Source organism: Pedobacter riviphilus (assembly GCF_014692875.1).
In the GTDB taxonomy this organism is placed as follows: domain Bacteria; phylum Bacteroidota; class Bacteroidia; order Sphingobacteriales; family Sphingobacteriaceae; genus Pedobacter; species Pedobacter riviphilus.
Genome location: NZ_CP061171.1, coordinates 3,271,356 through 3,293,197, shown reverse-complemented (window position 1 = coordinate 3,293,197; position 21,842 = coordinate 3,271,356). Strand labels below are relative to the sequence as shown.

Genomic DNA, 21,842 nt, shown 5'->3' with positions numbered 1-21,842 from the left:
TTTGCTAAGGGTTTTTAATTCAAAATTGCCGAAATTTTACTAGTATTCTAAATTACTTTATTGTGTATGTTTAATTAGTAGTAAATATTGTGTGTTTGCTGTTTTTGTGTTGGGGAAGATGGTCTTTTAAAATAGAAAATGCTTAAATTTTAAATCAACTGTTCAATATCCTTTAAATGGGAATTGTTTTTATATATTTGTATTATAACCGTCTATACGACGTTTAATTAACCAGATTTCAAATTTTATGAGAAAATGGTCTGAATAAATAAGACTGTTGAAACAGACCGTGCAGCAAATCCAAACTATATGAGCATTCAAAAGTTTATTAAACCATTTATTTTCCTTGGTTTAATGGTCAATCTATCGCAGGCACAGGAAAGAAACAGCTACAAATTCGATTTCGGACCAGGAAAGATTGCCAAAGGCTATATACAGATTTTACCTAACGATGCTTACAGTAAAGAAAAGGGTTATGGTTTCGATTTTGATTCGAAAGTTGAGGGGTAGATTATGGCGGGAAGAATTTTTTAACATCAGATCTGGTGAAAAGTGATAAACCTTTTTATTTTTCGGTTGCAGTTCCTGAAGGAAATTACAAAATAACAGTTACACTTGGCGATCCGAAAGGCCCTGCGTTAAGCACAGTAAAAGCAGAATCGAGAAGGTTGATGCTCGAAAATGTGAAAACCTCTGCAGGGCAATCGCTAGCCAAAACATTTATCGTAAACGTTAAAGATAAACACATTGCTGACGGCCAACTGGTTTCGTTAAAACCACGCGAACTTACCAAACTCGATTGGGATGATAAACTGACCCTGGAATTTGACCATCAAACGGCACTACAGGCACTCGAAATTACGAAGGTTGAAGACCAGGTTACTGTTTTCTTAGCCGGGAACTCAACTGTGGTGAACCAGGATGATGAGCCTTGGGCATCGTGGGGGCAAATGATCCCGCGGTTTTTTAAGCCAGGGGTTGCCATTGCCAATCATGCCGAATCGGGCCTAACACTGGGCTCGTTTTTGGGGAGCAAGCGATTAGCGAAGATTTTAAGTGTGATGAAGCCTGGTGATTATCTGTTTATCGAATTTGGACATAACGATCAAAAAGATAAAGGACCAAACGATGGCGCTTATAAATCTTACACCGAAAGGTTAAAAACATTCATTTCGAAAGTGAAGAAAAAAGGCGGAATCCCGGTGGTGGTAACCTCAACCAGCAGAAGATCTTTTGGCCCTGAGGGGAAAATTATAAATTCTCTTGGTGATTTCCCTGCTGCAGCACGAAAGGTAGCCGCCGCAGAGCAAGTGGCTTTAATCGATCTGAATGCCATGACATCGACTTTATTTAATGCCCTGGGTGAAGAAGCATCTAAAAAAGCCTTTGTTCATTACCCAGCAAACAGTTATCCTGGTCAGGATAAAGCTTTGGCCGATAATACGCACTTTAATCCTTATGGCGCTTATGAAATTGCGCAATGTGTTATTTTAGGCATTAAAGAGCAGCAATTGGGAATTGCCAAATATTTGGTAGATGATCTACCAAAATTTGATCCTGCAAAACCAGATAACCCGGCAAATTGGCATTGGCCAGAAAGTCCGAAAAGCAGTGTGGTTAAACCAGATGGTAATTAAAGAGATAGAAATGAAAAAAATAGTTATTGCGGTATTATTTGCATCGGTGTGTGCAGCGGCATTTGGGCAAACCAGTTTGCAGCCATTTAATTTAACAGAAGTTCGATTACTCGAAGGACCTTTTAAACAGGCTCAGGAAACCGATAAAAAGTATATGCTATCGCTGGATGCGGATAGACTTCTGGCGCCATATTTAAGAGAAGCGGGGCTAAAGCCTAAGGCAGCATCTTACGGAAACTGGGAAAACACAGGTTTAGATGGGCATATCGGCGGACATTATTTATCGGCCCTTGCTTTAATGTATGCTTCTACCGGAGATATAAAAGTAAAAGAGCGGTTGGAATATATGATTGCCGAACTGGATAAATGTCAGCTTAAAAATGGTGATGGGTATTTGGCGGGGATCCCAGGAGGCAAGGATATCTGGAAAGAGATTAAAGCCGGAAATATAAAATCATCCAGTTTTTCGCTAAATGGAAAATGGGTGCCCCTTTACAATATCCATAAAATTTATGCCGGGCTTTACGATGCTTACGCAGTTGCAGGCAATACAAAAGCAAAGCAGATGCTTATTAAACTAACGGATTGGTGCGTAGATCTGGTCTCCAATTTATCCGATCAGCAAATACAGGAATTATTAAAGAGCGAACATGGCGGATTAAATGAAACTTTCGCCCATGTTTACGCGATAACGGGCAACCAAAAGTACCTTCAGTTGGCCAAACGGTTTTCAGATCAATCTATCTTAAAGCCACTATTAAAAAATACGGATGCGCTGAATGGTTTGCACGCAAACACGCAGATTCCTAAGGTGATTGGTTTTGAACAGATTGCCTTGCTGGACAAAGATCCTTCCTGGGCAAATGCAGCTGCTTTCTTTTGGAAAACAGTGGTGGAACATAGAACCGTAGCCATTGGCGGAAATAGCGTTAGAGAACATTTTCATCCAGCCAATGATTTTTCTTCGATGACAGAATCGCGCGAAGGACCTGAAACCTGCAATTCTTACAATATGCTGAAGCTTACTAAACAGTTATTTTTAGCAGCTCCTTCAAACACTTACCTTGATTACTACGAACGTACACTTTATAATCACATCCTTTCTTCGCAAAGGCCAGAAGGTGGTTTTGTATATTTTACACCAATGCGGCCAGGACATTACCGTACCTATTCAAGTCCACAGGAAAGTTTCTGGTGCTGTGTAGGTTCGGGATTGGAGAGCCATGGTAAATATGGCGAATTAATTTATGCACACAGTGGAAATGATCTTTATGTAAATCTTTTTATCCCTTCTACTTTAAATTGGAAAGAAAAAGGTATTCAGCTTACACAACAAACGCTTTTTCCTGATGCGGAAAATACGACACTCAAACTTCAATTAAAAAACAAACAGCGTTTTGCTTTACATTTCCGTCAGCCAGCCTGGATAGAAAAGGGAAAAATGACCGTGTTGGTCAATGGAAAAAAGGTAATGGTAAAAAGTGATGAAAACGGTTATGCCAGTATCGACCGTGTTTGGGCTGCTGGCGATGTGCTTAATATTTCATTACCGATGCACACCACTACTGAATTTATGCCTGATGGTTCTGATTGGGTGGCTTTTCTGCATGGCCCGATTGTACTTGCTGCGGCAATGGATACTTTAAGTCAGCCTAATTTAACCGCTGATGGCAGCAGGATGGGGCATATTGCTTCGGGAGCACTGTTCCCGATTAGCGATGCACCACTCGTTACAGGAGCTAAAAATGCCTTAGCAGACGAAATTACATTGATTGATAAAAACAGTTTTACTTTCAATGCTCGAAATGCAATCTATCAACCCAAATACAAATCCTTAAAATTAGTTCCTTTTTACAGCCTGGCCGAAAAGCGCTATGTGGTTTATTTTCCCTACAGTAGTCCTGAAGCATTATCGAAACGCGCGATGGCGATTAAGTTGGCTGAAGAAGAAAAGATGAAAATGGAACAGAAAACCATCGATCTGATTAATACCGGAGAGCAACAGCCAGAATCGGATCATAATTTTAAAGGTGAGCAAACCGATAATGGAACCTATCGGGAAAGGCATTTTAGAAATGGGAAAGCATGGTTTAGTTATGTGTTAAAGAACAAAGATTTATTAGGCACCAAGCTGAGTTTAACATATTTCGGAAAGGAAAAGAATAAAAACTTCTCTATCCTGATCAATGGCGTTGCTGTTGAAAATGTAAAGTTAGATGGGAGCAAGGGCGATGTTTTTTATACGCAGGAATATCAAATTCCGAAAACGTTGTTAAAAACAGATTTAGAAGTGAAATTCGTTGCCGATCAGGGATCTGCTATAGCCAATATATATGAAGTAAGGTTGCTGAAGTAGATTTATTTTATGTGGTCTGTGTCCTCACAGACCACGTAGAATCAGGTATTACTTCGCTTTCTTAACCCTTATTGCTTTAATAAAGCCTCAAGTTCTTTTTCTTTGATGGTTAATATGGTGCCATGCCTTAAACCTTTTGGTAAAGAGATTTTATCTGAAACATCAGTCCAGTTTTTTAAATCTACAGATTGGATTGCCCCATATTTATGATCGCGGTACTTATCGAAATAAACCATCCAGTTATTGCCGATTTTTAAGGTTGTTGGTCCCTCAGCCCAGTAATTTCCGGTAATTGGACTTCCTGCCTTACTGTAAGAGCCAGTTAACTGATTGGCATAGGCTATTTTGATATTCTTTTGAGCAGGTTCACGGGTTTCGTCTTTTAAAAACATGATAAACTGTTTACCTTCTTTCACAATAGTAGCATCGATAACATTAAAGCCCGGATCGTAGAGCAGTTTAGTTTCAGAAAAGGTTTTGAAATCTTTAGTGGTAACATAATATAAGCGATGGTTGTAGCCGTTTTCTGCTGTCGAAGCTGTTTCGTTAAATTTGCCTGTAATGGTGGTTGCCCAATAAATCATATAGGTTTTGGTACTGCTATCGTAGGTTATTTCGGGAGCCCATGTGTTCCTGGCGCCATCTTCTTTAATCATAACGGGTAAAAACTGTTGTTCACTCCAGTTAATCAGGTCTTTCGAGCTGGCATAACCAATGCCTTTATCTTTCCAGCTTACTGTCCAAACCATGTGAAATAAGCCATCAGCCCCACGTATAATGCAGGGATCTCTCATTAGCTTATCTTTGCTTACAGTAGGGCTAAGGAACGATTGATCGTTTTTAAGCGCTGTCCAATTGTATGCATCGTTACTATAAGCAAGGTGTAAACCATCCTCACCATTGCCTTTAAAATAAGCAAAGAGATAAACGTCTTTTTTAGACTGTACCTGGGCATTACAGACTGTTGATAACAGCAGTATGGAAAGGTATATTAGTTTTTTCATTGTTTTGTTTTTGTTCTACAGCAATTACGAAACCGCCCAAAGGCATCATGTTAAGGGCTGATTTTCAGTTTTGTATCTGGTTTACTCCTTAACCATTTGAATAGAGAAAGCAATAACCAGCATTTTGCTGGTTATTTTGTATTCATAAGTTTATTTTAATTCGAGAACAACAACAGATTGAGCAGGTAATTCTACTTTTAATAAACTGCCTGATTTTCTTGCACCTGTAAAGTTTGCATTGTGCACCTTGTTCAAATCGTTGAACGTGTTTACATCGGTTAGTTTAGCTGAGGTTAAAATCTGTCCTGTAACTGAGCTCCATTTCAAACCATCTAAAACGGTACTTAACGCAATTTTTTTGTTCGGATCTAAATTGACCAAAGAAATATGGATAGCACCACTGGCATCCTGCGAAGCAGAAACGTTTAAGGCTGGGATTTTTTGATCGCCTACAACATAATCGGGACTGGTAAAGGCAATTGGTAAATATTTGGCATCCTGATGTACTTTGTAGAGATCAAAAACATGATAAGTAGGCGTAAGGATCATTTTGTCCTTTTCAGTTAAGATTAAAGCCTGTAAAACGTTTACTGTTTGCGCCAGATTGGCCATTTTAACGCGATCTGAGTGATTATTAAAGATATTCAAAGTAGTACCTGCAATTAAAGCATCACGTAAACTGTTCTGCTGATATAAGAAACCAGGGTTAGTACCAGGCTCTACATCGGTCCAGATTCCCCATTCGTCAACCACTAAAGCAACCTTCTTTTTAGGATCGTATTTATCCATTATTGCGGCGTGTTTGCTTACCAGTTCTTCCATATGCAAGCAGTTTTTCATGGTCGAAAAGTATTGTGCTTCATCAAATTTAGTAGCTGACCCTTTTTTGCCCCAGTTTCCGGTTGGAAGTGTGTAGTAGTGCAAGGTTAATCCCCACATTTGGTCACCAATATTTTTCATACAGGTTTCAGTCCAGTTGTAATCGCTTGAATTGGCTCCACTGGCAATTCTTTTTAGCGGAGCACCTGGATAATTGCGTGCATAAGTGGCATACCTGCGGTATAAATCAGAATAATAAGCTGGTGTCATGTTGCCACCGCAACCCCAACTTTCGTTACCTACGCCCCAGAAAGAAACTTTCCATGGTTTTTCTCTACCATTTTGGCTGCGGATGGCCGTCATTGGGCTTACCCCATCAAAATTAAGATATTCTACCCATTTGGCCATTTCTTCAACAGTTCCGCTGCCTACATTTCCTGCGATGTAAGGTTCGCAATCGAGCATCTGGCAGAGATCCAAAAATTCGTGTGTACCAAAACTATTGTCTTCAGTTACCCCGCCCCAATTGGTATTAACCATTTTTGGACGCTGGTTTCGAGGGCCGATACCATCTCTCCAATGGTATTCGTCAGCAAAACAGCCACCTGGCCAGCGCAGGTTGGGTACTTTTATCTTTTTTAATGCTTCTACAATATCTAATCTTATTCTTCCTTTATTGGGGATAGTTGAATTTTCGCCTACCCAAAAGCCATCGTAAATACAGCGGCCCAAATGTTCTGAAAAATGACCGTAAATGTGCTTGCTCACCACTTGATCGCCCGCAGGTTTAATGGTTAGCTGGGTTTCTTTTTGTGCCTGCACTAAAATAGAACTGCAGAAAAGTGTTGCAGATAAGAGAAGTTTTTTCATCATGATCTCGTTAAATCTATTGGTTAAATGGGATTTTAATAACATTAAAAGAATAAGGCTTTAAAGTGATGTTGAGCTTTTTGCCTTTTAGGTTAACTGTATTTTTTTGTGGGCTTACCGCTTCAGGATTTTCGAAAGAATTGAGCTGATTCAGGTTGCTGTTCGCTATTTCCTCATTGATACCTTTACTTTTTAGTTTTAATTTTCCTTCAAGGTCGAAATCGATGTTTTGTGCCTGATCGGAGTTATTGGTAATTTTAATGATTAGTTCTTTTTTCGTCTGATCAGTTACAGCAGAAGCATAAAGGCCATCCTGGCCGGTGATGTTCTTCTCATCAAGCGTAATCGAAACTACATCAGTTCCTTTGTTGGTAGAAAACTGTTTCTGAACATAATAATCTGGTGTACCATACGATTTTAAATTATCTACCCAGATCATATCGGGTGCCCATTGCCAGGCATCAATATGGGCAAAGAGTGGTGCATAAGAGGCCATTTGTACCACATCTGCGTTGCGTTCAAGTCCAGTCATTAACGAAGCCGATGCCAATGCACTTTGCCAGTTGTTCTTATTGCTGCCAGTAATATTACCATTGGCATGTACAGCATATTCGCCTACAAAAACCTTCGAACCGTTGCGTGGGTAATTGTCGTAGCGGCCGGCATTTTTCAAAAACCAATCGGCAGGGCGGTAATAATGTTCATCGATAAAATCTGCATTATTGTTTCTTAAAGTAGTATTCAATAAGTCAAAGCGGTCGCCTTGGGGATCGGTACCAGAGCTGTTGATCAGTTTAAAATCAGGATATTTGGCTTTTATGGCTTTAGTGAAAATCGCTAGCCTTTCCAGGTACTGTGGTCCCCAGTTTTCGTTTCCTACACCCATCATTTTTAAATTGAAAGGTTTTGGATGGCCAAGATCTGCCCTCATTTTCCCCCATTTGGTTGTTACATCGCCATTGGCAAATTCGATTAAGTCTAAAGCATCCTGTACATAAGGGTCCAGTTCATCAAGTGAGGCTACCTCAGCAGAGTTGTACTGGCAGGCCATACCGCAATTTAATATTGGGAGGGCATCTGAACCTATATCTTCTGCCAGTTGGAAATATTCGAAAAAGCCTAAACCAAAACTCTGGTAATAATCTGGTGCAACGCGGTTGGCAAATTCCATATTCCAGCGGTTCACAATCAACTGCCTGTTTTCGATCGGGCCAATGGTTTTTTTCCATTGGTACCGGTTGGCGAGATCGGTTCCTTCTACAATACAGCCGCCTGGGAAACGGATAAAACCTGGTTTCATATCGGCCAATAACTGCACCATATCTGCCCTTAATCCTTGCGGACGGTTTTTCCAGGTATCGCCAGGGAAAAGGCTAATCATATCCACATCAATATCTCCATTTCCTTGGAACAGGATAGAGAATTTAGCTTTTGGATCGGTTTCAGTAGCGGTAAAACTTGCAGATTGTTTTTTCCAGTCGCTACCTGTTTGATCAGGGGTTAAACTTCCCTGTCCGATGATTTTATTGTTCACATCTTTTAACATTAACACCAGTTTTACACCTGGTTTTAATTGGCGGTACATCAATGAAAAATCGTAACGTAATCCTTTTTTTACGCCAATACCTTTAAATCCTTCGTTTACAAGCTCAAAATCGTCGGTTTGTTTTTTTACCTGTAAATATCTGGGATTGGCTGTATTTACCTCTTTACGGTTTACCACCAAAATTTCGCCTTCCTGTTGTTTTTTGCGCTGGATACTCCAGCCCATTAGTGGTTTGGCAAATTCGAAAGAGCGGTTTTTAATCAGCTCGGCATAAATGCCGCCGTCGGCACCAAAGTTAATATCCTCGAAAAACACACCCCACATATTGGGTTGCACCTTGGCAATAGTATGGTCTGTTTTAACTTTAATCACTTTTGCAGTTTGTGCCTGCACTTCTGTAATATAGCCAATTCCAATTGAAGCATAGGCTAGGCATGCAGAAAACACACTTTTTACAGGGTAATTTAGTTTCATATGGTTTAATATTTGGAAGATTCTGATGGTAAAAGTAAAATATTTAAAATAATAAACGTCATAAGAACATTTATTTTTTTCTCCTTCAGTCATTTTGTTGATAAATTCTAGAATCTTAGCATTTGAGAAAATAATGTAAGCAAAGGAAATATAGACAGAATTAGTAAAAGGGTTTAGTAAAGTAACTTTTTACTAGATGTTTAAAATTTATCTTTCACAAACCTTTAAAATCTTTCTTATAACATATTGTCATTATAAAAAAGCAGGATACTACAGGATGCACCTTAAAAATATACTATTTACATTCGACATGAATCAGTTAATGGCCATTACCCAGCGGCTGTTATGATCCACTAACCAATAACACATGATGAGCCTTCGTTTCTTCAATATTCTGGTATGACTATGTTTTTTTGAAGGGGTTTTGTGTGCAAAATTTTGTTTTTCCTAATGGACAAATTAATATGAATTTCAAAAAATACATTTTGCTTAGCCTCCTAAGTTCATTAACACTTTGTGGTTTGGCACAGCAAAAAACTGCAGATAAACAATCGGTTAAACTCTTTTTTGAGAAATCATACCTGCAGATAGACCGTAGTTATTACAGCACCGGTGAGGATGTTTGGTTTAGCGCCTATTTGGTAAATGGAAAAAGCAGCAGTTTAACCGCAACCAGCAATAATTTATATGTTGAGCTGCTTTCACCAAAATCAGAAGTTTTAGACCGGAAAATGATCAGGCTGGATGGTGGACTGGGAAAAGGAGATTTTAAACTAAAAGATTCTATTCCTACTGGTTGGTATGGCATTAGGGCTTACACCAATTGGATGCGGAACTTTGGCGATGATTTTGTTTTTCAAAAAAGGATTTATATCAGCAATAACGTGATCGAAAACAGATCTTATTTTACGCGTAATCCAGCTAAGAAAGCCGATGTTTCCAATTCGAAAAAAATGATAGCATTTTTCCCGGAGGGTGGCTCATTGGTTGAAGGATTGACCAGTATCGTTGCCTTTAAAACTAATGATGATGCTGGGAATGGAATTAAAGCCACAGGTAGCATAATTTCATCAAAAGGCGATACCGTAACTACTTTTCAAAGTACCGATGTGGGGATAGGTATTTTTGCTTTTACGCCTAAAACAGATGAGAAATATAAGGTTGAAGGATTTTATGGCAAAGAAAAATTCTCGTCAGAAATGCCGGCAAGTCTTAAAAAAGGACTTTCATTACATGTTACCACCGATTCTTTAAATATCAAGGCAAATATTAGTGCTAATGAGTTAATGTTCGGTGAGTTGCGGGATAAGACCATTTCGCTTGTCATTAAACATGCAGGCGATAATATTTATTCCGGATCAATTAAATTAAGTAAAGCTACAGTATCAGTGTCTATCCCAACTAAAGGTTTACCGAATGGCATTGCAAGCATAACGTTACTAGATGATCAGAACAGGCCAAATTGTGAACGGCTTATTTTTATACAAGAAGAAAATAAAGTGAACTTCTCGCTTAGCCTAAGTAAAAACGTTTATAAGCCGAGAGAGAAGGTGGTTATTAAAGTAAAAGCGACTAATTTTCTTGGCCAGCCTGCTAAAACTGCATTTTCATTAGCTGCCGTTGATGGGCTTATTCCTGATGATGGAAATGATATTGTTTCGTATTTGATGTTACAATCGGAAGTAAAGGGAGATATTAAAAATGCTGCACAATATTTTGATACTAAAAACCCGTCTCGTTTAAAACAGCTCGACTTATTGTTGCTTACCCAGGGCTGGCGAGATTATATCTGGAGAAAACTGGCCGATTCTGCTATTAAAATAAGTTATTTGCCCGAGCCTGGCATCACAATTAAAGGAATGGTAAGAGAGAAACTGGCTGATAAACCAATCCCGAATATGAATATTACCCTGTTTGGCACCAACTTTACAGGCAATAAAATCTTTACCACGAAAACCGATCAGAATGGGCGCTATTTCCTGGATGGGCTGAGTTGGTATGGCAATCAAACAGTAAAAATTTCATCAAAAGATGATAAAGGGAAAAAAGGTGGCTGGTTACAGATTGATACATTGATTAAACCTTTAAATTTGACACCGTTAAAAACGATATCATCTGGAATTTCGAATACCCTGAATGTAGAAATAGGAAAGCGCATGGATTATAACCGGACTTACAAGTTTGGCGATTCGATCAGCCTTAAAGATATTGAAATTAAGGCGGCCCAAAACAACAAGGTAACGTTGTTTCAGGATGTACTTACGTCATTCGGTTACCCTGAAGAGGTTTTCAATATTACAGCAGCCGATTATTCATATAAAGGATTAGAACATTTTCTATTAACAAAGGCTAAAGGAAGTTATCCGGCAGAAGAAAATGATACGCTGGGCAATGAAGGAGTCACTTTTATTGCCAATGGAAAAAGGGTTAGGCCGATAATAAAAGTAAATAACAGAGAGGAACTCTTTACCGAACGCTTAGATTACTACAGTTTAACCATGGATCAGATTAATCAGGTTAAAATTCAGCATTTGTTAAACAGTAGCGGAAAAGATGTGTACCTGATTAGTCTTAATTTGAAAGATGAAGCTTTGCGCGGACCAAATTTAGATTTACTGAACCTTAATTTAAACGGTTATTATGCCGCAAGGACTTTTTATTCGCCAAATTATAGCAGTCCGGCAACACCAAATAAAGATTTACGCACCACCATTTTCTGGTCACCAGCAGTAAAAACAAACGAAAATGGTGAAGCAACCATCACTTATTTTAATGGAGATAATAAAGCCGATATTTTGATCAAAGCCGATGGAATTACAGATAAAGGAGTGGCCGTATCAGCCAAAACAACCTATAAAGTTCAATAACCGATTAGATAAGCCATGAATCAATTGTATTTTTTAATTAAGCTTGTACATTAGCCATGATGATCAAAACCATCAGATTTTCCTGTTTTTTCATCAGCTTATGTTGCACGGTTCAACTTTTCGCTCAGCGCCAAATGGAAAAACTCGACCGGGGTGTAATTGCCGTACGGCAAAGTAGCAATTCTGCTTATGTAGGCTGGCGGATGTTGGGTACTGATGCTGATGACATTGCTTTTAACCTATACCGCAAAAGCGGAAATAACGAAACCATAAAACTCAATCTCGATCCCATTACCAAGAGTACCAATTTTGTAGATGCTGGGGTTAAATTTGATCTTTCGAATAGTTATTTTGTAAAACCAATTTTAAATGGCAAAGAATTGGACGCGAGTAAATCTTTTACATTGGTTGCCAATTCGCCAGTTCAGCAATATTTAACCATTCCTTTAAAAACACCTGTGGGTTATTCACCTAACGATGTTTCTGTAGGCGATTTAGACGGAGATGGCGAATATGAAATTGTACTGCACCAAACAGGGCGGAGCAGGGATAACTCATCGAACGGGCCTACTGATCCCCCAATTTTTCAGGCTTATAAGTTAGATGGAACTTTTTTGTGGGAGATTAACTTAGGAAAAAACATCCGCGAAGGAGCACATTACACACAATTTATGGTGTATGACCTGGATGGCGATGGCATTGCCGAAATGGTATGTAAAACTGCCGATGGAACGGTAGATGGCAAAGGAAAAGTAATTGGCGATTCGACCAAAGATTGGCGCAACCCGAATGGCAAAATATTAGATGGCCCCGAATTTTTAACCGTATTTAGTGGTAAAACCGGAGAGGCATTAGCCACAACAGATTATATTCCTGCCCGTGGCAATATTGGTGCCTGGGGTGGCAGAGGTGGCAATGGCAAAAACGATAATACGGGCAACCGTGCAGATCGCTTTAATGCCTGTGTGGCTTATTTGGATGGCATCCATCCAAGCGTGGTGATGTGCAGGGGCTATTATGGCAGAACGGTTTTAGCAGCCTGGGACTGGCGTAATGGCAAATTAACTTCCAGATGGGTATTTGATAGTAAAGATGCTAAAAATCCATTTTCGGGACAAGGAAACCACAATCTTACGGTTGCAGATGTAGATGGTGATGGAAAAGATGAAATTATTTACGGTTCGATGTGTGTAGATGATAATGGAAAAGGTTTATATACCACAGGATTGAGGCATGGTGATGCCATTCATGTTTCAGATCTTGATCCTGATCGTCCGGGTTTGGAAGTTTTTGGCATACATGAAATAGAAGAAGGTACAAAAGGTGCTGGTGTGGCTGTTTACGATGCCAAAACTGGCGAAATATTATGGAAAGGATCACCTGATGAGGACGTGGGTAGAGGAGTGGCCGATAATATCGACAATACACGTTTCGGTGCGCAGATGTGGTGGTCGGGCTCGAATGGCTTATACGATATTAAAGGCAATAGAATAGGCGATCAGCCAAGATCGACCAATTTTGTAATTTACTGGGACGGCGATTTATCAAGAGAACTTTTAGATGCAAACCATATCGATAAATACAATGGCGGCAGGCTTTTTACGGCTGATGGGGCTATTTCTAACAATGGAACCAAATCTACACCGGCATTAAGTGCCGATATTTTTGGCGATTGGCGTGAAGAACTGATCTTAAGATCGTATGATAACCAAAGTTTACGCGTTTATACCACAACGATACCTACAGAACACCGTAATTATACTTTAATGCACGATCCGCAGTACCGTTTAAGCATCGCCTGGCAAAATGATGGCTACAATCAACCACCACATACGGGTTTCTACTTCGGTTTTGGTATGAAGAAAGCACCTAAACCTAATATTGTACTTGTAGAACCCAAAAAACATTAATAAATACCATAAATAATTATAAAAAATGAAAAAATACAGCTTTATCCTGGCGGGAATGATCATTATTATTTGTTTTTTTGCCTTTATCGCTCAACATAAACCTGCGTTGCATACCATTGGCGATTCTACCGTTCGCAATTCGAATAAAGAAACCTGGGGCTGGGGAACGCCTATTGCTTCACTGTTTGATACCACAAAAATTCATGTCGAAAATAATGCCATGGCCGGAAGAAGTACACGAACTTTTTTGTCTGAAGGCAGATGGGATAAGGTATTGGAAACATTAAAGCTGGGCGATTTCGTTACCATGCAGTTCGGGCACAACGACGGAAGCGCACCTGATACCACAAAAGCCGGCAGAAGAGGTGTATTAAAAGGAACCGGTGAAGAAACCAAAGTATTAACCTGGCCCGATGGAAAGGTAGAAACTGTACATACCTATGGCTGGTATATCCGCAAGTTTGTGCGCGAAACCAAAGCAAAAGGCGCTACGCCGATTGTACTTTCGATGATTCCAAGAAACATTTTTAAAGATGGTAAAGTGGTTCGAGCCAATAACGATTTTGGAAAGTGGGCCGCTGAAGTTGCGAAAGAAGAAAATGCTTATTTCGTCGACTTGAATAAAATCACCGCCGATAAATATGATGCGCTGGGGCCAGATAAAGTAAAACGCTATTTCCCCGGCGACCACACCCATACCAATCTGGAAGGTGCAAAAGTTAACGCTGAATCGGTAGTAGAGGGGATTAAGGAACTAAAAGACTGTAATTTGAAAAAGTATCTGCTTTAATAAGGGAGAAAGACCAAAGGCTAATGTAAGCCACCCTAAAAGTAATCAGTGTAATTTAATAGTCTGTGTAATCATCCCGAAGGTAGTAAATCCAATAATTTGTGTAATCACTCGAATAATAACAATGAAATTAACTAAAAAATATCTAAGCTTAACCCTAATTGGTGCATTCGTCATATTTTCTTCGTGCATAATCCTTAAACAAAAAGATAAACCCACTTTATTCCTCATTGGCGATTCTACGGTTAAAAACGGAAAAGGTAAAGGCGACGGCGCTTTATGGGGCTGGGGAAGTTTTATCGGAGGTTTATTCAACACTGAAAAAATCAATGTAGAAAACGATGCACTTGGTGGTACGAGCAGCCGTACCTTCCAAACCAATGGCTTGTGGGATGCTGTTTTGGCAAAAGTAAAAAAAGGCGATTTTGTGATGATGCAGTTTGGTCATAACGATAGCAGCCCGTTAGATGATACTGCCCGTGCCCGTGGTACCATAAAAGGCATTGGAACGGAAAGCAAGGAAATTTACAACCCGATTAAGAAAAAGCAGGAAGTGGTTTACACTTATGGTTGGTACCTGCGCAAATTTATTAGCGATATTAAAGCCAAAGGTGCAACAGCTATTGTATGCTCGCCGATTCCACGTAATCCGGTTAAAGATAATGCCGTAGTTTTAGTTAACGATAGTTATGCAGGCTGGGCAGAAGAAGTTGCAAAGGCCGAAAAAGTCGATTTTATCCCATTAAACCAGATCATTAAAGATAAATATGCTGCTTTAAGCGCGACTGAGGTAAAGACATTTTTTACAGAAAAAGACCATACACACACCAACGAAGCAGGAGCGAGGTTAAACTCGGCTGCAGTGGTAGAAGGCTTAAGGAAATTAAAAAACAATAAACTGAATAGCTACCTGAAATAAGCCATCGGGCAGGATACTACAGGATGCTTTCCTGCCAATATTATGTTATTTTAACCGCCTAACCAAATACCGGCAGTGATAAACCGTCCAATTTTATGCAGATACAGGTTAACCGAGTTTTCAAAGTGCTGATAGGCATTGCTTTTGTACTTTTAAGCATTACACAAATACATGCCCAGAGCATCTCGCTTGCTGGCAAGTGGCGTTTCAAAATTGATGCTAAGGATGAAGGAATAAAAGGAAAATGGTATTCCACCATTCTTCCCGAATCAGTTAATCTGCCAGGTTCAATGGCCGAAAACTTAAAGGGCGATGACATTACCCTTAAAACAAAATGGACCGGAAGTATTTATGATAGCTCGTACTTTTTTCACCCCCGTTTAGAAAAATATCGTAAACCCGACAGCTTAAAAATACCTTTCTGGTTAACCCCTGCCAAACATTATACAGGTGCGGCATGGTATCAGAAAGATATTGAAATACCTGCCAATTGGAAGGGTAAGAGGTTGGTGTTATCTTTAGAATATCCTCATTCTGAAACAAAGGTTTGGGTAGATGATATTGAAATCGGGACCCAGTATACCTTTGTGGTTGCGCAAAATTTTGAACTCCCGGCAAATTTAAAAGCAGGGAAACATACGGTTACTTTATTGATTGACAATCGCATCAAAGCGATAAATGTGGGGCAGGATTCGCATAGTTTAACCGATCACACTCAAGGAAACTGGAATGGTGTGGTGGGTAAAATGGAGCTGGTGGCTGGCTCGCCTGTGTATTTTGAAGATATTCAGGTTTATCCCAATTTAAAGAATAAATCTGCTAAGATTAAAATCCAGCTTAAAGCTAATACCAACCAATCATCTGCCGGAAAAGTTACGCTTGCTGCTACAACTTTCAATACCACAAATTTACTTCAGGTTAAGCCTGTAACAGTGGCTTACCAAATTACAAATGGTGATGGTGCTTTGGAAATCAATTTGCCAATGGGCGATAAAATAGCTACCTGGGATGAGTTTGACCCGGCATTGTACCGTTTAACAGCTACTTTACTATCTAAAGATGGCCAAAAAGATGAGAAAAAGGTACAATTCGGCATGCGTGAGTTTAAAGCTGTGGGCAGAACTTTTGAAATTAACGGTCGTCCGGTTTTTTTACGTGGTACGGTTAACAATTGCGAATTTCCGTTAACAGGTTATCCATCAATGGATGTTGCTGCATGGGTACGCATTTTTAAAATTTCAAAGGCTCATGGGTTAAACCACATGCGCTTCCATTCGTTTTGCCCACCAGAAGCTGCTTTTATCGCTGCAGATCAAATCGGCTTTTACCTTCAGCCAGAAGGGCCAAGCTGGGCCAATCATGGTTCATCTATCGGAGATAGAAAACCAATTGATCAGTTTATCTACGACGAAACCAATCGCATGACTAAAAACTATGGCAATTATGCTTCTTTTTGTATGATGGCCTATGGAAATGAACCGCGTGGCAGACAAGTAGAATACCTCACCAAATTCAATAATTACTGGAAAGCTAAAGATTCGAGAAGATTATATACAGGTGCATCAGTTGGTGGTAGCTGGCCGGTTATTCCAAATAACGAATATATGGTTCGGGCTGGTGCAAGAGGTTTAGATTGGGGCAGAAAACCAGAAAGTATTTCCACCTATGCCAAACAGATCGAACAGTTTACGGTTCCTTTTGTAGCGCACGAAATGGGGCAGTATTGTGCCTTTCCTAATTTCGATGAAATAAAAAAATATATAGGTGTTTATCGTGCGAAAAACTTCGAAATGTTCCAGGAGGATCTTAAAGACCACGATATGGCCGATCAAGGGCACGATTTTTTAATGGTTTCGGGTAAATTACAAGCCCTCTGTTATAAAAATGAAATTGAAAAAGCATTACGCACACCGAATTACAACGGCTATCAGTTATTGTCGCTAAATGATTACCCAGGACAAGGAACAGCACTTGTAGGTGTTTTAGATGCCTTCTGGGATGAAAAAGGTTATATCGCGGCTAAAGAATTCAAGCGTTTTTCTAACAGCACTGTACCTCTTTTAAAAGTTTCAAAGTTTGTATTTACCAATGCAGAAACCCTGGAAGCTGCCATAGAGGTGGCACATTTTGGTAAAGCGCCCATCGAAAATGCAAAACTCTCCTGGACCCTCAAAGATGAAAGTGGAGCAAATGTGGCAAAAGGTAATTTCAATCCTAAAACCTTAGCTGTTACCAATTGTATTGCCATCGGAGAAATTAAATTTCCGTTAAATAGTATTACAAAAGCAACAAAATTGAAACTGGAGGTTACCGTTGATGGAACTGAATTTGCCAACGATTGGAGTTTCTGGGTTTACCCTGCACAATTGCCACAGGTTAAAAGCAATGTATACTACTGTACCAGTTTAGATGACAAAGCGCAGGCTGTTTTGGCCGAGGGAGGCAATGTTTTTCTCAATGCAGCAGGCAAAGTGGTAAAAGGGAAAGAAGTAGTGCAAACTTTTCTACCTGTTTTTTGGAATACCTCGTGGTTTAAAATGCGCCCGCCTCATACTTTGGGTATTTTATGTGATCCAAAACATGCTGCTTTTAACAACTTTCCGACCGATTTCCACAGCGATATGCAGTGGTGGGAAATCGTAAACAAATCGCAGGTAATGAACCTTGAAGATTTCCCTTCAGGATTTAAGCCAATTATTCAACCAATTGATACCTGGTTTCTGAACCGCCGTTTGGCACTGGTTTTTGAGGCGAAAGTTGGCAAGGGAAAGTTGATTGTTTCTAGTGCCAATCTCTCGCCCGATTTAAAAGATTCGCCTGCAGCACAACAACTCTATTTCAGTTTGCAGCAATATATGATGTCCGATCAGTTTAATCCAAAGTATGAAGTGGCTTTTAATACCATAAAAGATATTTTTGAAAGCCCTTCGAAAATTCAGTTCGATACCTTTACAAAAGATAGTCCGGATGAGCTAAAAGTAAAACCAAAAACCAATTAAGATAAGCCAAACCACTATGAAGAAATTTATATTTACCTCTGCTATACTACTAAGTATATCTGTCCAGCTACTTATGGCACAGAAAATCCCGAATAAAAAGGAGGTTTTAAAAGTATTAAAATTAACGAATGCTTATTTCATGGATAAATGGCCTGATGCGGGGAAATCAATCATAACCAATAGGGAGCGGCCGAGCAACATCTGGACAAGGGCCGTGTATTACGAAGGATTAATGAATCTTTATAAAATCCATCCTAAAAAAGAATATTACGATTATGCCGTTCAATGGGGCGAAAAGCATAACTGGGGCTTAAGAAATGGTATTGTTACAAAAAATGCAGACGATCAGGCCTGTGGGCAGACCTATATCGATCTTTACCTAATTGATAAACAACCCGAACGCATCAAAGATATTAAAGCCTCTATCGATCTGGTAATTAAATCGGGTAAGGTAAGCGATTGGACCTGGATTGATGCCATACAAATGGGTATGCCCGTTTTTGCCAAATTGGGTAAATTATACAATGATACTACTTATTACAATTACATGTACAAAATGTATATGCATGCTAAAAATACCGAGGGTGGTGGCTTGTACAATGCTAAAGATGGCCTTTGGTGGCGTGATAAAGATTTTGTTCCACCTTATAAAGAACCAAATGGTGAAGATTGTTATTGGGCCAGAGGAAACGGATGGGTGGTTGCCGCATTGGTGCGCGTATTGGAAATTATCCCTGAAAATGAAGCTCACCGCAATGAATATTTAAAAACCTACCACGAAATGATCAAAGCTTTGGTGCCAATCCAGCGTGCTGATGGTTTCTGGAACGTAAGTTTGCATGATGCTACACATTTTGGCGGAAAAGAAACTTCGGGTACTGCATTGTTTGTGTACGGCATGGCCTGGGGGGTAAATCAGGGTATTTTAGATAAGGCTACTTATCTGCCTATCATTACTAAAGCCTGGAATGTCATGACGAAAGATGCCGTTCAAAAAAATGGTTTTATCGGTTTTATGCAAGGAACAGGTAAGGAACCAAAAGACGGGCAGCCTGTAAGTTATACCAGTGTACCCGATTTTGAAGATTACGGTTTGGGTTGTTTCCTATTGGCCGGAACTGAGGTTTACAAGCTTACAAAATAATTAAAATGAATTTCAGAAATCTAGCTGGTTTAATGGTATTAATGTTGTTGTTCTTGTTGCCCAAACAAAATATGGCGCAAAGGGCAGGCATTGCTGTTTCTGAAATTAATAGTATTTCATCTTTCCCGATTGTGGATGGAGGAAAAGCGGCATCAATTTACATCGATGAAAAAGATGCTGAAGTTGTTGAGATTGCTGCCGAAGCGTTTAAAGATGATATCCATTTGTTAACAGGTATAACCGCTCGCATTTTTAAAAATAATTCTACTTTAAGTGCTTACCCAATCATTATTGGCACACTTGGACAATCGTTTTATATCGATCAATTGGCTAGGGAAGGGAAAATAGACCGCAGTACTTTATCTGGAAAATGGGAAACTTTTTCAGTTTCAGTAATCGAAAATCCTACTAAAGGCGTAAAAAGAGCATTGGTAATTGCCGGCAGCGATAGACGTGGGACTGCTTATGGCGTTTTCCAGCTGTCGCGGATGCTTGGCGTATCTCCGCTCTGTTGGTGGGCTGATGTGAAACCGGCAACAAAAAAATCGTTATACATTAAAGCTGGTAAACCTTTAATAGAATCACCATCGGTTAAATACCGGGGTATTTTTATCAACGACGAGGATTGGGGAATCCAACCCTGGGCTGCTAAAATGATGGATACTGATGTAAAAGATATCGGCCCGAAAACTTATACCAAAATATTCGAACTGCTGCTACGCTTAAAAGCCAACTACATCTGGCCGGGGATGCATCCTTCAACCAAAGCATTTTATTATTATGCCGATAATCCGGTATTGGCCGATAAATACGCCATTGTTTTAGGCTCTAGCCATTGTGAGCCCATGCTCAGGAATAATGTTTTCGAATGGGCCGAGAATTTTGAGCATGAATACGGTAAAAAACCTGGCGAATGGCGTTACGATCTGAATAAAAACGAAATTGCAAACTATTGGACCGACCGGGTAAAACAAGCAAAAAATTATGAATCGATTTATACTGTGGGGATGCGTGGTATCCACGATGGTAGCATGCCAGGACCAAAAGATAAAAATGCAAAAGTAAAGTTGTTAGAAGAAATCATAACTGATCAAAGGGCAATTTTAAGCAAGAACATTACTAAACCTGCAAACTCCATTCCGCAGATTTTTTGCCCTTACAAAGAAGTACTTTCATTATATCAGGCTGGCTTAAAACTACCTGATGATGTGACCATTGTTTGGGCTGACGATAATCACGGTTACATCCGTCAGCTTTCGAACCCTGAAGAGCAAAAACGCTCAGGTGGAAGTGGCGTGTATTATCACATCTCTTATTGGGGTGCCCCGCAAGATTACCTTTGGCTGTCTTCCATTTCTCCATCATTGATTTCTTATGAGTTAACTAAGGCATATCAGTACAAAGCCGATCGCCTTTGGGTCATAAATGTGGGCGATATTAAACCTGCAGAAATGGAAACGCAGTTTGCCATGGATTTGGCTTGGAATGTAAACCAGTGGAAACCCGAAAATGCGGATAATTATGCTGAAAGCTGGGCGGCTGAGACTTTCGGTGCTGAATTTGCAAAACCCATTGCCGAAATAAAAGCAATTTATTATCGCTTGGCGCAGGCCGCTAAGCCAGAGCATATGGCCAATGTTAATTTTACTGATGCCCAGGCCGAAGAACGTTTGGCTGCATACCAAAAGATTTATGATCAGGCTAAAAATTTAAATGATCAGATGCCAGCACGGTTAAAAGACGCTTATTTTGAATTAATTTTATATCCGGTTGAAGGTGCCATGCTGATGAACCAGAAGATGTTATATGCAAAGAAAAGTCTGGAATTAGCCGCAAGAGGAGAAGAATCGGCGTTAACTTATTCGAAAAAATCAAAAGCTGCTTTTGAGCAGATTCAGTTGATTACCAAAAAATACAATGAAGAAATTGCAGGTGGCAAGTGGAACGGAATGATGAGCTGGAAACCACGCGATTTAACCGTTTTTAAAATGCCAAAAGTGGCCGATTCTGTGGCCACGAAGCCCTTAGGTACAGTAGTGAAAACTGAAAATAAAATCATTGTTCGTGCGGCTAAATATGCCGAGAAGTCAGTGCCGAAGGGACTATCTTTACAAACCTTTAAAGGACTGGGTTTAGGTGGCGATGGCATTTCGCTTTATCCTTTTACTTTTAAATCAATTGGCGAAACGGCACTTCAAAATGCTGCTTTTATGGTTTATGATATTGATTTTAAAACCCAGGGCGAACACCAGATAGAAGTGAAATGCCTACCTACGCAAGGCGTTAATAATGGTATTAAAGTACGTTATGCCATTTCGGTAAATAATGATCAGCCACAGGTTATTAATATTTCTCCGGCTTCAGAAAATAATACCTGGAAACAAAATGTATTACAGGGTTACGCTTCGGGCATAACCAAACATGAGGTTAATAAAACAGGTAAATCGACTGTGAAAATTTATATGCTCGATCCGGGCTTGGTAATTAACCAGTTGGAAATACAATAA

13 protein-coding genes are annotated in these 21,842 nt (G+C 39.7%); 10 read left to right on the top strand and 3 right to left on the bottom strand.

The annotated features are described in order from the left end of the window. Nucleotides 1–309: 309 nt before the first annotated feature. The 3 genes from H9N25_RS24650 to H9N25_RS13405 are packed head-to-tail and all read left to right on the top strand — an operon-like array spanning nt 310 to nt 3,993. Entirely contained in the window at nt 310–510 is a 201-nt protein-coding gene (locus H9N25_RS24650; protein ID WP_223833379.1) for a hypothetical protein, read from the top strand. Nucleotides 511–545: 35 nt separating this feature from the next. After that, nucleotides 546–1,637, top strand: a complete 1,092-nt coding sequence (locus H9N25_RS13410; protein WP_223833378.1) for a rhamnogalacturonan acetylesterase — start codon at nt 546–548, stop codon at nt 1,635–1,637. Between the two features lie 10 nt (nt 1,638–1,647). Then, on the top strand, nt 1,648–3,993 hold the full coding sequence (locus tag H9N25_RS13405) for a glycoside hydrolase family 127 protein (protein ID WP_190326226.1): 2,346 nt from the start codon (nt 1,648–1,650) through the stop codon (nt 3,991–3,993). 68 nt (nt 3,994–4,061) lie between these two features. On the opposite strand, the gene H9N25_RS13400 is transcribed toward H9N25_RS13405, so the two are convergent. From H9N25_RS13400 to H9N25_RS13390, 3 genes are all read right to left on the bottom strand, one after another. Then, a complete protein-coding gene (locus tag H9N25_RS13400; RefSeq protein ID WP_190326225.1) occupies nt 4,062–4,997 on the bottom strand; it encodes a glycoside hydrolase family 43 protein in 936 nt (311 codons plus the stop codon). A gap of 150 nt (nt 4,998–5,147) precedes the next feature. After that, nucleotides 5,148–6,689 carry an alpha-N-arabinofuranosidase gene (locus H9N25_RS13395; RefSeq protein WP_223833377.1) on the bottom strand — a complete coding sequence of 514 codons (1,542 nt, stop codon included), beginning with the start codon at nt 6,687–6,689 and terminating at the stop codon, nt 5,148–5,150. 13 nt (nt 6,690–6,702) lie between these two features. Further along, the gene (locus H9N25_RS13390) at nt 6,703–8,706 is read right to left on the bottom strand and encodes an alpha-L-arabinofuranosidase C-terminal domain-containing protein (RefSeq protein ID WP_190326224.1); all 2,004 of its coding nucleotides are present in this window, start codon (nt 8,704–8,706) and stop codon (nt 6,703–6,705) included. 464 nt (nt 8,707–9,170) lie between these two features. Here H9N25_RS13390 and H9N25_RS13385 point away from each other — a divergent pair, with 464 nt between their 5' ends. The 7 genes from H9N25_RS13385 (at nt 9,171) to H9N25_RS13355 (ending at nt 21,842) form a co-directional block, all read left to right on the top strand. Next, nucleotides 9,171–11,573 (top strand): carboxypeptidase-like regulatory domain-containing protein, encoded by a 2,403-nt coding sequence (locus tag H9N25_RS13385; protein ID WP_190326223.1) that lies wholly within the window; start codon nt 9,171–9,173, stop codon nt 11,571–11,573. 134 nt (nt 11,574–11,707) lie between these two features. Next, nucleotides 11,708–13,483, top strand: coding sequence for a rhamnogalacturonan lyase (locus H9N25_RS13380; protein ID WP_223833376.1), 1,776 nt, complete (start codon nt 11,708–11,710; stop codon nt 13,481–13,483). A gap of 25 nt (nt 13,484–13,508) precedes the next feature. After that, nucleotides 13,509–14,273: a rhamnogalacturonan acetylesterase gene (locus H9N25_RS13375; protein WP_190326222.1), complete on the top strand. Its 765-nt coding sequence runs from the start codon at nt 13,509–13,511 to the stop codon at nt 14,271–14,273. A 124-nt stretch (nt 14,274–14,397) separates the two neighbouring features. Beyond that, on the top strand, nt 14,398–15,192 hold the full coding sequence (locus H9N25_RS13370) for a rhamnogalacturonan acetylesterase (RefSeq protein WP_190326221.1): 795 nt from the start codon (nt 14,398–14,400) through the stop codon (nt 15,190–15,192). A gap of 95 nt (nt 15,193–15,287) precedes the next feature. Then, complete coding sequence (locus H9N25_RS13365; RefSeq protein ID WP_190326220.1) at nt 15,288–18,191, top strand: exo-beta-1,4-galactosidase; 2,904 nt, start codon at nt 15,288–15,290, stop codon at nt 18,189–18,191. Between the two features lie 16 nt (nt 18,192–18,207). Then, nucleotides 18,208–19,335 carry a glycoside hydrolase family 88/105 protein gene (locus H9N25_RS13360; protein ID WP_190326219.1) on the top strand — a complete coding sequence of 376 codons (1,128 nt, stop codon included), beginning with the start codon at nt 18,208–18,210 and terminating at the stop codon, nt 19,333–19,335. A gap of 5 nt (nt 19,336–19,340) precedes the next feature. After that, the gene (locus H9N25_RS13355; protein ID WP_190326218.1) at nt 19,341–21,842 is read left to right on the top strand and encodes a glycosyl hydrolase 115 family protein; all 2,502 of its coding nucleotides are present in this window, start codon (nt 19,341–19,343) and stop codon (nt 21,840–21,842) included.

What these genes read in the sequence shown, in the direction of transcription:
- H9N25_RS24650 (WP_223833379.1), top strand. Translation starts at nt 310, where the DNA reads ATGAGCATTCAAAAGTTTATTAAACCATTTATTTTCCTTGGTTTAATG.
- H9N25_RS13405 (WP_190326226.1), top strand. Translation starts at nt 1,648, where the DNA reads ATGAAAAAAATAGTTATTGCGGTATTATTTGCATCGGTGTGTGCAGCG.
- H9N25_RS13400 (WP_190326225.1), bottom strand. Translation starts at nt 4,997, where the DNA reads ATGAAAAAACTAATATACCTTTCCATACTGCTGTTATCAACAGTCTGT.
- H9N25_RS13395 (WP_223833377.1), bottom strand. Translation starts at nt 6,689, where the DNA reads ATGATGAAAAAACTTCTCTTATCTGCAACACTTTTCTGCAGTTCTATT.
- H9N25_RS13390 (WP_190326224.1), bottom strand. Translation starts at nt 8,706, where the DNA reads ATGAAACTAAATTACCCTGTAAAAAGTGTGTTTTCTGCATGCCTAGCC.
- H9N25_RS13385 (WP_190326223.1), top strand. Translation starts at nt 9,171, where the DNA reads ATGAATTTCAAAAAATACATTTTGCTTAGCCTCCTAAGTTCATTAACA.
- H9N25_RS13380 (WP_223833376.1), top strand. Translation starts at nt 11,708, where the DNA reads ATGGAAAAACTCGACCGGGGTGTAATTGCCGTACGGCAAAGTAGCAAT.
- H9N25_RS13375 (WP_190326222.1), top strand. Translation starts at nt 13,509, where the DNA reads ATGAAAAAATACAGCTTTATCCTGGCGGGAATGATCATTATTATTTGT.
- H9N25_RS13370 (WP_190326221.1), top strand. Translation starts at nt 14,398, where the DNA reads ATGAAATTAACTAAAAAATATCTAAGCTTAACCCTAATTGGTGCATTC.
- H9N25_RS13365 (WP_190326220.1), top strand. Translation starts at nt 15,288, where the DNA reads ATGCAGATACAGGTTAACCGAGTTTTCAAAGTGCTGATAGGCATTGCT.
- H9N25_RS13360 (WP_190326219.1), top strand. Translation starts at nt 18,208, where the DNA reads ATGAAGAAATTTATATTTACCTCTGCTATACTACTAAGTATATCTGTC.
- H9N25_RS13355 (WP_190326218.1), top strand. Translation starts at nt 19,341, where the DNA reads ATGAATTTCAGAAATCTAGCTGGTTTAATGGTATTAATGTTGTTGTTC.